The sequence below is a fragment of the Aurantiacibacter sp. MUD61 genome, assembly GCF_027912455.1.
Lineage (GTDB): Bacteria > Pseudomonadota > Alphaproteobacteria > Sphingomonadales > Sphingomonadaceae > Alteraurantiacibacter.
Map to the genome: position 1 here is coordinate 652,542 of NZ_CP115446.1, position 13,150 is coordinate 665,691.

The 13,150-nt window shown below is 60.3% G+C and carries 13 protein-coding genes; 10 read left to right on the top strand and 3 right to left on the bottom strand.

Annotated features, from left to right (window positions below):
* Window positions 1–54: 54 nt before the first annotated feature.
* A complete protein-coding gene (gene rpoB, locus O2N64_RS03090) occupies window positions 55–4,242 on the bottom strand; it encodes a DNA-directed RNA polymerase subunit beta (RefSeq protein WP_271078827.1) in 4,188 nt (1,395 codons plus the stop codon).
* Window positions 4,243–4,572: 330 nt separating this feature from the next.
* On the opposite strand from rpoB, the gene O2N64_RS03095 reads away from it, so the two are divergent.
* Window positions 4,573–6,225, top strand: coding sequence for a DUF885 family protein (locus O2N64_RS03095; protein WP_271078828.1), 1,653 nt, complete (start codon window positions 4,573–4,575; stop codon window positions 6,223–6,225).
* A 9-nt stretch (window positions 6,226–6,234) separates the two neighbouring features.
* Here O2N64_RS03095 and O2N64_RS03100 read toward each other — a convergent pair whose 3' ends face one another.
* Complete coding sequence (locus O2N64_RS03100; RefSeq protein WP_271078829.1) at window positions 6,235–6,621, bottom strand: hypothetical protein; 387 nt, start codon at window positions 6,619–6,621, stop codon at window positions 6,235–6,237.
* A 163-nt stretch (window positions 6,622–6,784) separates the two neighbouring features.
* Between O2N64_RS03100 and O2N64_RS03105 the strand changes: the two genes are divergently transcribed.
* The 6 genes from O2N64_RS03105 to rplL all read left to right on the top strand — a co-directional run bounded on the left by O2N64_RS03105 (window position 6,785) and on the right by rplL (window position 9,373).
* Complete coding sequence (locus O2N64_RS03105; protein WP_271078830.1) at window positions 6,785–6,916, top strand: hypothetical protein; 132 nt, start codon at window positions 6,785–6,787, stop codon at window positions 6,914–6,916.
* A gap of 28 nt (window positions 6,917–6,944) precedes the next feature.
* Window positions 6,945–7,496: a DUF2975 domain-containing protein gene (locus tag O2N64_RS03110; protein ID WP_271078831.1), complete on the top strand. Its 552-nt coding sequence runs from the start codon at window positions 6,945–6,947 to the stop codon at window positions 7,494–7,496.
* Between the two features lie 41 nt (window positions 7,497–7,537).
* Window positions 7,538–7,747, top strand: coding sequence for a helix-turn-helix domain-containing protein (locus O2N64_RS03115; protein WP_271078832.1), 210 nt, complete (start codon window positions 7,538–7,540; stop codon window positions 7,745–7,747).
* An 85-nt stretch (window positions 7,748–7,832) separates the two neighbouring features.
* Entirely contained in the window at window positions 7,833–8,078 is a 246-nt protein-coding gene (locus O2N64_RS03120) for a hypothetical protein (protein ID WP_271078833.1), read from the top strand.
* Between the two features lie 318 nt (window positions 8,079–8,396).
* Window positions 8,397–8,912, top strand: a complete 516-nt coding sequence (rplJ, locus tag O2N64_RS03125) for a 50S ribosomal protein L10 (RefSeq protein WP_197920285.1) — start codon at window positions 8,397–8,399, stop codon at window positions 8,910–8,912.
* A gap of 83 nt (window positions 8,913–8,995) precedes the next feature.
* Window positions 8,996–9,373: a 50S ribosomal protein L7/L12 gene (gene rplL / locus O2N64_RS03130; protein WP_197920284.1), complete on the top strand. Its 378-nt coding sequence runs from the start codon at window positions 8,996–8,998 to the stop codon at window positions 9,371–9,373.
* A 104-nt stretch (window positions 9,374–9,477) separates the two neighbouring features.
* Here rplL and O2N64_RS03135 read toward each other — a convergent pair whose 3' ends face one another.
* Window positions 9,478–10,929 (bottom strand): serine hydrolase domain-containing protein, encoded by a 1,452-nt coding sequence (locus O2N64_RS03135; RefSeq protein WP_271078834.1) that lies wholly within the window; start codon window positions 10,927–10,929, stop codon window positions 9,478–9,480.
* Window positions 10,930–11,072: 143 nt separating this feature from the next.
* On the opposite strand from O2N64_RS03135, the gene O2N64_RS03140 reads away from it, so the two are divergent.
* From O2N64_RS03140 to O2N64_RS03150, 3 genes are read left to right on the top strand one after another with little or no spacing between them, the layout of a single operon-like run.
* A complete protein-coding gene (locus O2N64_RS03140) occupies window positions 11,073–11,564 on the top strand; it encodes a MarR family transcriptional regulator (RefSeq protein ID WP_271078835.1) in 492 nt (163 codons plus the stop codon).
* Window positions 11,561–12,682 (top strand): S41 family peptidase, encoded by a 1,122-nt coding sequence (locus tag O2N64_RS03145; RefSeq protein WP_271078836.1) that lies wholly within the window; start codon window positions 11,561–11,563, stop codon window positions 12,680–12,682. Before O2N64_RS03140 ends, O2N64_RS03145 begins: the two co-directional genes overlap by 4 nt.
* Window positions 12,683–12,719: 37 nt before the next feature.
* Window positions 12,720–13,103, top strand: a complete 384-nt coding sequence (locus O2N64_RS03150) for a hypothetical protein (protein ID WP_271078837.1) — start codon at window positions 12,720–12,722, stop codon at window positions 13,101–13,103.
* The last annotated feature ends 47 nt before the right edge of the window (window positions 13,104–13,150 follow it).

The window sequence follows — 13,150 nt, forward strand, 5'->3', positions numbered from 1 at the left end:
GGGGATAAACAGGGGTTGGCGGGGAGGCGGACCGTGCGGCCCGCCCTACCCCTGTTATTCAGCGGCGATCTGGCCAAAGCCGTCTTCGTCTTCCTCTTCGCCATCGGTGAGCGAAGTGAGTTCGACGTTGAGGCCCAGCGAGCGCATTTCCTTGACGAGCACGTTGAAGCTCTCCGGAATGCCGGCTTCGAAGGTGTCGTCACCCTTGACGATCGCTTCGTAAACCTTGGTGCGGCCGACCACGTCGTCCGATTTCACCGTCAGCATTTCCTGCAAGGTGTAGGCGGCGCCGTAGGCCTGCAGAGCCCAGACTTCCATTTCACCGAAGCGCTGGCCACCGAACTGCGCCTTACCGCCCAGCGGCTGCTGGGTGACGAGCGAGTACGGGCCGATCGAGCGGGCGTGGATCTTGTCATCGACCAGGTGGTGCAGCTTGAGCATGTAAATCACGCCCACGGTCACCTTGCGGTCGAACACCTCACCGGTGCGGCCGTCGTACAGGTCGGACTGGCCGGAGCTGTCATAACCTGCCTTCAGCAGCATGTCGGTCACATCGCCTTCACGCGCGCCGTCGAACACCGGCGTGCCCATCGGGACACCGGCACGAAGGTTGTGTGCGAGTTCGGCGACTTCTTCACCCGTGCGGCTTTCCAGATCGTCGTAATAGTTCTCACCATAGACGTCCTTCAGCTTGTCCATCAGCGCAGCAGGCGGCTTGCCGGCAGTAGCATCGGGGTTCGATGCGCGCCATTCGTCAAGCTGCTCGCCAATCTGGTGGCCAAGACCGCGTGCGGCAAAACCGAGGTGGGTTTCGAAGATCTGCCCGACGTTCATGCGCGACGGCACGCCCAGCGGGTTGAGCACGATATCGACCGGCGTACCGTCTTCGAGGAACGGCATGTCTTCTTCCGGCAGGATGCGCGAAATCACACCCTTGTTACCGTGACGGCCAGCCATCTTGTCGCCCGGCTGCAGCTTGCGCTTCACCGCGACGAAGACCTTGACCATCTTCAGCACGCCCGGGGCGAGTTCATCACCGCGTTCGAGCTTCTCCTTGCGGTCCTCGTACTTGTCCTTGATGGCCTTTACCGCTTCATCATACTGGCCTTTCACAGCTTCGAGCTGGGCCTGCATGTTGTCATCGGCAACGGCGAACTTGAACCAGTCGCGCTTCTCGATGCCTTCCAGCAGCGATGCGTCGATCACCGTACCCTTCTTCACACCCTTCGGAGCGGCAGACGCGGTCTGGCCGGCCAGCATTTCTTCAAGGCGGTTGTAAGTCGCACGGTTGAGGATGTTGCGCTCGTCTTCGCTATCCTTCTTGAGGCGTTCGATTTCCTCGTTCTGGATGGCACGCGTACGGTCATCAATTTCGATACCGTGACGGTTGAAGACGCGGACTTCCACGACGGTACCGGCAACGCCCGGCGGCAGGCGGAGCGAGGTGTCACGCACGTCGCTGGCCTTTTCACCGAAGATGGCGCGCAGCAGCTTTTCTTCCGGCGTCATCGGGGACTCGCCCTTCGGCGTGATCTTGCCGGCCAGGATATCGCCCGGGTGCACTTCTGCACCGATGTAGACGATGCCCGCCTCGTCGAGGTTGCGCAGCGCTTCCTCGCCGACATTGGGAATGTCACGGGTGATGTCTTCAGGGCCGAGCTTGGTGTCACGCGCCATGACTTCGAATTCCTCGATGTGGATCGAGGTGAAGACGTCGTCCTTCACGATACGCTCGGAAATGAGGATGGAGTCCTCATAGTTGTAGCCATTCCACGGCATGAAGGCGACGAGCGCGTTCTTGCCGAGAGCGAGTTCACCCAGATCGGTCGACGGACCGTCTGCGATGATGTCGCCCTTCTCCACCACGTCGCCCACTTTCACCAGCGGACGCTGGTTGACGCAGGTGTTCTGGTTGGAGCGCTGGAATTTCTGCAGGCTGTAGATGTCGACGCCCGGGTTACCGGCATCGACTTCGCCCGAGGCGCGGATCACGATACGGGTCGCATCGACCTGATCGATCACGCCGCCGCGCGTTGCCGCAATGGCAGCGCCCGAATCGCGGGCCACGGTTTCTTCCATGCCAGTGCCGACCCAGGGCGCCTCTGCCTTGACCAGCGGCACAGCCTGGCGCTGCATGTTCGATCCCATCAGTGCGCGGTTGGCGTCATCGTTTTCCAGAAATGGAATGAGCGATGCAGCGACCGAGACGAGCTGCTTGGGCGAAACGTCCATCAGCGTGACCTGCTCGTTCGGGCTCATCACGAACTCGCCGTTCTGGCGGGCGGAGACGAGCTCTTCGACGAACTGGCCCTTGTCATCGGTAGCAGCCGAGGCCTGTGCCACGGTGTGCTTCTGCTCTTCCATGGCCGAGAGGTAGTTCACCTCGCTCGACACCTTGCCATCCTTCACCGAACGGTAGGGCGTTTCGATGAAGCCGTACTTGTTCACGCGGGCGAAGGTCGACAGCGAGTTGATCAGACCGATGTTCGGGCCTTCCGGCGTTTCAATCGGACAGATACGGCCATAGTGCGTCGGGTGAACGTCGCGGACTTCGAAGCCTGCGCGCTCACGCGTCAGGCCGCCCGGGCCCAGCGCCGAAACGCGGCGCTTGTGGGTGACTTCCGACAGCGGGTTGGTCTGGTCCATGAACTGCGAAAGCTGCGAAGAACCGAAGAACTCGCGCACTGCGGCAACCGCAGGCTTCGCATTGATCAGGTCGTTCGGCATGACAGTCGAGACATCGACCGAGCTCATGCGCTCCTTCACGGCGCGCTCCATGCGCAGCAGGCCGACGCGGTATTGGTTTTCCAGCAGCTCGCCCACCGAACGCACGCGGCGGTTGCCGAGATTGTCGATGTCGTCGACATCGCCCTTGCCGTCCTTCAGGTCGACAAGTTCCTTCACCACGGCGAGGATGTCTTCCTTGCGCAGCGTGGTGACGGTGTCTTCGGCATCGAGGCCGAGGCGCATGTTGAGCTTCACGCGGCCAACTGCGGAAAGGTCGTAACGCTCGCCATCGAAGAACAGGCCTTCGAACAGAGCTTCGGCGGTTTCCTTGGTCGGCGGCTCGCCCGGACGCATGACCTTGTAGATGGCCTCGAGGCCTTCTTCGCGGTTCTCCGCCTTGTCGACAGCCAGGGTATTGCGCATCCACGCACCGGTGTTGACGTGGTCGATGTCGAGCAGTTCGAGCTGGTCGACGCCTGCAGCATCGAGCTTCTCGAGGTTTTCCGGCGAAACTTCTTCGCCCGCTTCGATGTAGATGCGGCCGGTCTTTTCGTCGATCATATCCTTGCTGGCATAGCGGCCGAAGATTTCCTCGGTCGGGATCAGCAGGGTCTTGAGACCATCCTTTTCGGCCTTGTTGGCAGCGCGCGGGGATACCTTCTGGCCGGCGGGGAAGACTTCTTCGCCGGTCTTGGCGTCAACCAGCGCGAAAGCGGGCTTGGCACCGCGCCATGCTTCGGCAACGAAGGGGATTTCCCAGCCCTCGGCGCCCTTCTTGCCGCCGGAACGCTTCCACGTAACCTTGTCATAGAAGTGGTCGAGGATTTCTTCCTGGTCGAGACCAAGCGCGAACAGCAGTGCGGTGACCGGCAGCTTGCGCTTGCGGTCGATACGGACATTGACGATGTCCTTGGCGTCGAATTCGAAATCGAGCCACGAACCGCGATAAGGAATGACGCGGGCAGCGAAGAGGAACTTGCCCGAAGAGTGCGTCTTGCCGCGGTCGTGATCGAACAGCACGCCCGGCGAACGGTGCATCTGGCTCACGATCACGCGTTCGGTGCCATTGATGATGAATGTGCCGTTCTTCGTCATGAGCGGCATGTCGCCCATGTAAACGTCCTGCTCCTTGATATCGAGCACGGAGCGGGATTCGGTTTCCTGGTCGACTTCGAACACGATCAGGCGCAGCGTCACCTTCATCGGGGCTGCGTAGGTGATACCGCGCTGGCGGCATTCGGTCGTGTCGTATTTCGGCGGCTCAAGCTCGTAATTCACGAAATCGAGTTCGGCGGTACCGGCAAAGTCGCGGATCGGGAAAACGCTGCGCAGCGTCTTTTCCAGACCGGAGACATAATCGATCGAAGGATCGGAGCGCAGGAACTGTTCGTAGCTCTCGCGCTGCACCTCGATCAGGTTCGGCATCTGCACCACTTCGTGGATGTCGCCGAAAATCTTGCGGATGCGCTTCTTCTTGGAACCCTGAACTTCAGGAGCTTTCGCCTTGGTCGCCATAATGTGGACGGGCCTCTTCTTCGCGTGTGTGCGCCAGCGAGTTTGCGGGCGCGAAAATTTTCGTGAGCGGGAGTATCGCGCGAGACGCAGAAAAGGCCGACGATGAGCGCACCGCTACCGGTGCCGCATCGCAGCCTTGATCAATCCATGTCTCACGCAGATGCCGAAACTTCCGTTCTTGGATGCGCCCCCGCGTAAAGGCCCACCTTGCTCGAAGCTCTTCGGCTGTGAGGGCCATATAGGGAGCGTGTAGGATTCGGTCAATGGGCCGCAGGCAACTGGACAGACCAAGCGTGACGACGCAATGATAGCTATCGAAGGGGAAATCGAATGCGCCACATCCTGTCGCTGATACTGCTGTTCCTGCTCGCCGTTCCCGCCCATGCCCAGCAAAGCGGCACCGGATCCTATGATGACCTGCTCGAACTGCACGAAGAGTTGCGCGACTATATGGTGCCAGCTTTCACCAATGCAGTGGTGCTGGATTCCGGAGCGCAGGTTGGGGAGGCCTATGCCGACAGCCTGATGGCGGAGAAGGTAGCGGGCCTCGAGAGCTTTGAGGAGCGGCTCGACGCCATGGATGTCGCAAACTGGCCGCGTGAGCACCAGGTCGAATATCTTGCGGTTCGCTCCATGCTCAATGGCTACCGCTTCAATCTCGAAGTCCTGCGCCCGTGGAAGCGCGATCCGGGCTTTTATCTCGACCCGCTAATGCGCGTGGCCTTCGCCGAAGTTCCGGCGAGCGGAGAGGATCTGGCAACACTGCGCGAGCAACTGGCGACAGTTCCGCTGATGCTTGCCGATGCGCGCGCCAATCTGACAGAAGTTGCGGGTGATTATGCCGATCTGGCTTTGCACAACCTCGATAATAGTGACGGGGTGAACCACTACCATCCCTATCGCGAGGTGCCACCACCCGGCATCATCGGCTGGTATGATGACCTGCTTGCACGGGCACGCGAAAGCCAGCCGGAGCTCGTTCCCGAAATACAGCAGGCGCGCACCGCCCTGATCGCATTTCGCGACTGGCTGCAGGACGAACGCCCCGGCATGGATGCAGCGGCAGGAGTGGGCTCGGCCCGCTATGACTGGTTCATCCGCCATGTCCGCATGATCCCGATCACGGGTGACGAGATGCTGGTGCTGGCTGAGCGCGAGCACGAGCGGATGACCGCTGCGCTCGCGCTGCTGCGTCATCGCAATCGCGACGAACCGCAAATCCCGCTTTCGACGAGCCGCGAGCAGCAGGAGGGTCGCATCGCCGAGACCGACCGGATCGTGCGCGATTTTCTGACCGAAGAGGAATTCATCACCATCCCCGATTATGTCGGTGAGCTGGGAGCGAACACGCCTTACATCGAGCGCCCGACCGGTCCCAATTTCTGGGAGCAGATCCAGTTTCGCGATCCAATCCCCGATCACGTCCATGCCGTCATTCCCGGTCACCGGTTCGATGCCGTGCTCGCCGCGCGGGATGAGCGCCCCATCCGCGGCCGGTTCAGCGAAGGATCGCGTGCCGAGGGATGGGCCACTTATCTGGAAGAGGCCACGATGCTGGCAGGCGGCACCGATCATTCACCCCGCGCAGACGAGTTCATGATGATCTTCGGCATCTTCCGCGCCGCCCGCGTGCCTGCCGATGTCTATATGCAGCGAAACGCATGGAGCGTGCGCGAAGCGGTAGACTTCATGCGCGCGCAGACGCCGTGGCTGGACGAGGATGTGGCCCGCGTCGATGCGGAAATCTATTTGCGCCGCCCGCCGGGGTATGGCGTGGCCTATACAATCGGCAAGCTGCAGATGGACGCCTTGCTGGCGGACCGCGCGATGCAGCTGGGTGACGATTTCGTGCTTCGCGATTTCCATGACGAGTTCATGGCGGCAGGCCGACTGCCGATCGCGCTCATTCGATACGAAATGACCGGAGCTGCGGATGAGGTGGCGCTGTTCTGGGAAACACCGGCCATCCCGCCGGCGGACTGATCATCGCTATTAGGCCGGAGGCGCGGTCAAGCCGACCAGTCGCATGATCGCAGCCATCGCCAGCATCGCTAAGAGCCAATAGGTCGCGGCTGACGTTATCGCTTTGCCGCGCGCTCCACCCACAGCAAGCGTGACAGCTAGCGCGGGCAGGACGAAGCCACACCAGATCACCACTGCGCTCCCGATGGTCATCGCCCACACGCCCGCTTGTTGCGGCGCGAGGATAAGCGCGCCCGCAAGAATCGCGGCTAGCCAGAAGATCGCGATTGCAGCGAGGGCGATAATTCCGGCACGAGGTGTGGCTCGGCCTGATAGGCGCAACCAGAGCCAGCCAAGCACGAGGCCCGCGAGCGTTGCCGCGCCAATGGGCAGAATGTTTTGAAGAATGTAGATCATTTCAAAGCCGTAGCGGGTTTGGCGACCCGCCAACAAGCCCCTCTCATCCGGTGGCTTTTCGCAAAACGATGTCTCACATATCGTTTTTCAATATTATTGATTGACAATAAGAAGCGACTCGGCCATATCGTTTTTCAACAAACACGATATAGGAGATCGATAAATGACCCGCTTCGCTACCAACACACTCGCCGCTCTCGCAGCCGTAATCCTCACCTCGACGAGCTTTGCCGTCGTCACCAACGTACCGGTCGATCCGCAGCCGGTTGCGGCCGCATCGACGCTGCTGGCTTGATCACAACAGAACGGGAAGGATGAAGCCAATGGACACTGATAACAGACCGAACGATCTGCTGCTGGCTGGCGGCAAGGCACTCACTGTGCTTATGCAAGGCGTGCTGGGGATAGCCGCATTCGCGCTCGCCATCGTCATTCCAGTCCTGCTGATTTTCCGCGAGACCATTCGCGCCGAACTGATCGACGAATTGGGCCCACAAGCGTCCGATCCACCAATGGCAGCAGCAATCGCTGTTCTGGTGCTGGCCCTCGTAGCTGTGGTGATGATATTCATTTTCTTCGGGAAATTACGCAAGATCATAAGCACGGTTGGCGATGGCGACCCTTTCGTGCCGGAAAATGCCGACAGGCTGAGCGTGATGGCCTGGCTCCTCTTGGGCGTCCAGCTGTTGTCCATCCTCATTGGAGGCATCGGCCTGATGGTCGCAAAGTGGGCGGATGAAGTTGAACACGCCGACATCACGATAGACGCCGGACTGGACTTTACGGGCATACTCATGGTGATCGTCCTCTTCATCCTCGCTCGTGTGTTCCGCCACGGCGCAGAAATGCGCGATGATCTGGAAGGGACTGTGTGATGCCACCCAAATCCTCATCCGATAATGAAGGAGCCGCAATCATGGTGAAACTGGATGATCTGCTGCACGAACGGCGCATGACCCTCACCGAGCTGGCAGAACGTGTGGGTCTCACCCTCGCCAACCTCTCGATCCTGAAGACCGGCAAGGCCAAAGCGATCCGTTTCAGCACGCTGGAAGCGATCTGCCGCGAACTGGAGTGCCAGCCGGGCGACTTGCTGCAATATGGGGAAGACATTGCGGCAAAATAATGGCAACAGGCGGAACCCATGCCGATTGAATCGGTTATCGAGGGGACGCCGGTGCAAACCGGCTTCAGTTTAGGAAGGACTTAGAATGAAAAAGATTATCGCTTTTGCCGCCGCTCCCGCTCTCATGCTCGTCGCTGCTTGCGACGGCACCGCTGAAGAAGCTGCCGAGCAGGAAGACGACATTGCTGAAATGGAAGCTGAAGTGTTGGACGCCGAAGCCGGTGTTGCAGAAGCCGAAGCCGAGCTCGCTGAAGAAATGGGCAACGAAGGCGCCGAAATGGAAGCCGAGCAGGAAGCTGAGACGCTGGAAGAAACTGCTGACGAAATGTAATCAGCAACAGCTGATTTAAGCAGTTTTGCTTGACTCTCGGGGCGTGGCCTTTATTGGCCCGCCCCGATTGCTTTGATCCATACGGATCGGGGCATTCATCCGTCCGAGACAGTTGGTGATGGCAATCGGGCCATCTTAATTTCCAGCCTAGACGGGGAAACGAGATTTTTCGCGTGGCCACCATGGCCTCGCAATCAGCGTGATGCGTCACGCACCTCCTTCCCCATCAACGGACTTTTGCCCTGTCGCATGAGCGGCGGGGTGATTTGAGCCGGTCGTCCGCACGATATGCGGTCGGCCATAGTGAAGGAGTACGGCATGGATCGTTCGCAAAAAACCGAAGCGGTCGCCCAGCTGAACGAAGTCTTCAACGAAGTTGGCGTGGTCGTCGTGACCCGCAACCTCGGCCTGACGGTGGACCAGTCCACCGAACTGCGTACGAAGATGCGTGAAGCCGGTGCGTCCTACAAGGTCGCGAAGAACCGTCTCGCCAAGCTCGCCCTGAAAGACACCGATTACGTCGGCATCGAAGAGTTTCTCTCCGGTCCGACAGCACTGGCATGGTCGGAAGACCCTGTCGCAGCTGCAAAGGCTGCTGTCGAATTCGCCAAGTCGAACGACAAGCTGGAAATCGTCGGTGGCTCGATGGGCACGCAGGTGCTCGACGAAGCAGGTATCAAGTCTTTGGCTTCGATGCCCAGCCTCGACGAACTGCGTGGCACGATCGTTGGTCTTCTCAACGCCCCGGCGACGAAAATCGCCCGCGTTGTCAATGAACCGGCGGCCAAGCTTGCTCGTGTCTTCGGTGCCTATGGCGCCAAGGATGCAGCGTAAGAGACGCTTTCTCGCACGAGATACGAAACATACTAGGGGCCACCCGAACAAACGGAGCGCCCCAACAATTGGAGTGATACATCATGGCTGATATTGCCAAGCTGGTTGAAGACCTTTCGAAGCTGACCGTTATGGAAGCAGCTGAACTCGCCAAGGCACTGGAAGAAGAGTGGGGCGTTAGCGCCGCTGCTGCAGTTGCTGTTGCTGGCCCCGCTGGTGGCGGTGCTGGTGAAGCTGCTGCTGAAGAGAAGGACGAATTCGACGTCATTCTCACCGGCGACGGTGGCAAGAAGATCCAGGTCATCAAGGAAGTCCGCGCCATCACCGGCCTGGGCCTGACCGAAGCAAAGGGCCTCGTCGAAGGCGCGCCGAAGCCGCTCAAGGAAGGCGTGAACAAGGCAGAAGCCGAAGAGATCAAGGGCAAGATCGAAGCAGCCGGCGGTACCGTCGAACTGAAGTAAGCGCGTGTCCTCGCGGAAGCGGGGATCAGCTTACGCTTCGATCTCTTCCGAGAGATCACCAAGGGGGCGTCACCAGCGATGGTGGCGCCCTTTTTTGTTGCGGATTACGAAAGCGGCACCAGCCGGATTTCGTCCTGAACGATAATCGCTTCGACATCGCCGGATGCATCGCGTTCGACCGCGAAGTTCAGGCCGCTGGTCACGAAAAATCGGTTCTCGTCCTGGGCATGAAAGCGGGTGCGATCGCCCAGTGCGCCCTCGATCCACAGCTGCCCGTCGGTGATGGATATGGCCATGAACGGCTCTGCATCAGCGGCGGACCAGCCGTAATCGCCAGCGATAGCCTGCATGTCCGGCGCATCCAGCGAGACTGTCTCTCGCACTTCATGCCCATCCTGCCGCCAGCCGTAGACATGGCCCACTGCGCTCAGGATTTCGCGGATCAGGTCCCCGCCGCTGTCCGAATTGGTAAGCACTGCCACGCTGGCGCGGCCATCGGCATAGTTGATCCAGCGCGCGCTGTAGCCGGGATTGTGTCCGCTATGGACGAAGGCCACCCCGTCGCCATCATCGTTGAGGCCGAAGCCGAGACCGGGTTCTCCCGCATCCTCGGGCACCAGCTGGCGGGCGAGCCCTTGATCGAGGAAATAGAATTCGGAATTGCGGGCACGCGCGACCAGCGATCCCAGCCGCACCAAATCGCTCGGTGTCGTCCACATCCCCGCTGCGGCCAGTTCCGGATAGGCGAGCTCTGCTCCTGCCATCGATGTCGATTCTGCCCCGGCATGGCCCACGGCCGCATTGGCATCGCTCACCGGGTAATCGAAATGGCTACGCGCCATGCCGGCAGGGTGGAAAATCCGCCCCTCGACCACATCGGCAAAGCTGCGTCCGCTTGCATCCTCTATCGCCAGTTGCAGGATGGTGTAGCCGCCGCCCGAATAGCGATAGCTATCGCCCGGGAGCTGGTTGACGATCACCGGATCGGTGTTGGCGGGCGGCTGACCGTCAAGGATTTGCGGCAGGCTCGGCAGTTCGGATCCCATCGGATAGCCGCGAAAGCCGTGGATCGTCGTACCGCCGCGATGGGATAGCAAATGGCGGATCGTGACCGGCTGCTGCGCGGTTAATGCATTGTCCGGGATTTGCCATCTTGTGAGAAACCGGTTCGCCGGATCGTCGAGTGCCAGCAAGCCGTCCTGCACCAGCGCAAGCGCGGCGAGCGCAGCCACCGGCTTCGACAAAGACGCGGCCTGAAACATGGTCTCGGTGTCGACAGGCGTATCGCCATTCTTGTCCAGCACTCCGTAGGCGCGCGCCCAGACCAGTTCCCCGTCGATGGCGACGGCAATGCTCACGCCGGGCACATCGTAATGACGGATCCGCTCTTCAAGCGTCCAGACTTCGCCCTCTTCCCCGGCGACACCATAGGTCGGCCTGAGCCCGTTTTCGATCGCGGCGATTTGGCTGGCATGATCCGCGCCGGTTTGCGCTGCGGCAGGCATGGCGAGGGCTGACAGGACGACTAGGCTGGGCAAAATGGAACCGCGAAACATGGCATTCTCCAAAACGTTCCACCCGTTTCGATTACAAATGTAGTCGCGTCAAGCTATGCAAAGTCTAAAGCGCATTGACACGCCTGATTTTGCCTTTATGTAAGCAGTTGCGCAATTACTTGCATATCTAAGGATGAACGCGCTTGCTTTTGAACGATGCCTATCTCGGAAAACGCCTGCAAGACCTTCTCACGGTCACGGAAGGGCAGATGAAATCGGTCTATGCGGCGCATGGCCTTGTCATTCCGGTCGAAGGCTCATCGACCCTTCACATTCTCGCGCCGGGCACATGGATGTCGCTTACCGAGATAGCGCGCGACCTCGGCCAGTCTCATCAGTTGATCGCCCAGCGCATCGACAAGCTGCTCAAGCTGAAGCTCGTCACCAAGCGCGACGATCCGGAGGACGGGCGCAGGTCCGAATACGGCCTCACCCCTGCGGGGCAGGAGCAGTGGCAGCGGTTGGACCAGCTGATGCTGGCCACGACGAAGGTCAATCAGCAGCTTTTCGAAGAGATCGGCTGCCACCTCATCCAGGCGCTCGACACCGCGCGAGAGGCGCTCATCCGGCAAGATTACCAGACACGTTTCGGGACTATCACAAGCACTATCGAGCACGAGGAGGCCCGAACATGATTTTTCATAACAACAACCCCAATAAGACATCGAAGCGCACTGTCTCAGCAGCGGCTTTGCTGGCCACCGCCGCCGCAATGGCACTTGCCGGATGCGTGGCAGGCAACACGGCTGCGCGCGCCGAGGCACAGCAGACGACAGCAGCTTCAGCTCAGGATGAGCGTGCCGCCCGCAGCGAAGTGCTCGCCCAGCTCGCCGACAGGCTCGAAACCGGATATTTGTTCCCGCAATGGGGTGCTGCCTATGCCGCTTATCTGCGCGAACGCGGCATCAGTGAAGCGGACGCTGCCTTGTCCGCGGAAGACTTTGCGAGCCTGATCACCGACGAACTTCAGGAGGTGTATCCCGACGGGCACCTGCGGCTGGAGGTGATGGAAGAGGGCGAAGATGAGCACCCTCACGGCCCCCCGCCGCCCTCCAACTTCGCCGCGCATCATGCCGATGGCGTTTCCTATATGCGGATAGACCTGCTCTTCGGTCTCGAAGAGACCATGGTGCTCCTAGAAGACTTCGTCACCGCCGCCGCACCGGGCAAGGCCATCATCATCGATCTGCGCGAAAACCGGGGCGGTGGCCTGCGCGAAATGGACTTCCTTTTCGCTGAAATGTTTGCCGAGCCGACAGACCTTGTCGTGATGGAAATCCGCGAGATCATTTTCGAAAATGACGGCGCGCCTTTTGGCGGAGCCACCAGCCTGCATCGCATCGATGCGCCCGAGGGCCTTGTCCACCACATGCACCGCACCGCGCCGGCATCGCCTCCGCGCCTTGCAGATCATGCAATCTACGTGCTCACCTCGAACATCACCGGATCGGCGGGAGAGCATATCACCATGGCTCTTCAGCGGACCGGCCGGGCCATGATCGTAGGCGAGGCAACTCGCGGCGCGGCGCATTTCGGCGGGATGCTCCCGGTAGGGCATGGCTTTGCGGCCTTTGTCCCTGCAGGCCGGACTTTCAATCCCGATACGGGAGAGAGCTGGGAAGGAACGGGCAACCAGCCCGACATAGCAACTGCGGCGGATCAAGCATTGCGGCGCGCTCTGGCCGAGGCCGGTTTAGGCGATGCCGCCATGCAGGAGTTCGTCGCTGCGATCGACGCGGCGCCCGGCCCGTAAAACCTTCTTGAAGCTTTTGCCGTTATGCACTTTTAGCATGAGCACGACGCAGAGAACCCAAAGCATCTCCGTGAACGAAGATCTTCGCGAGGTGCATTTCACGATCGGTGGCGAGTGGGATCTCGCCGGGATGAAGGCATTCCTGCATGAGATGAATGCCAAATCGGCTCCGCTCGTCGAGAGCGGTGGACCAATTTACGGGCTTGGCGTGATGACGGACATGGTGCCCGCCAATGACGAAGTTTACGATTACATTCGCAATCATCTGATGGCGTCCAAAGAAGCCGGGCTGTGCCGCGTGGCCATCATCGATCCGCCGATGCTCGTGAAACTCAGCTACAAGAAGCTGAGCGAAGGGCTGGAAGTCGAATACTTCTACAGCAAGGATAAGGGCCTCAACTGGCTGCGCGAGAACCGCTGACGCAGTAGGCTTGCGCCGCCCTGTGGCCGCAGGGTCGCAGCGCTGCC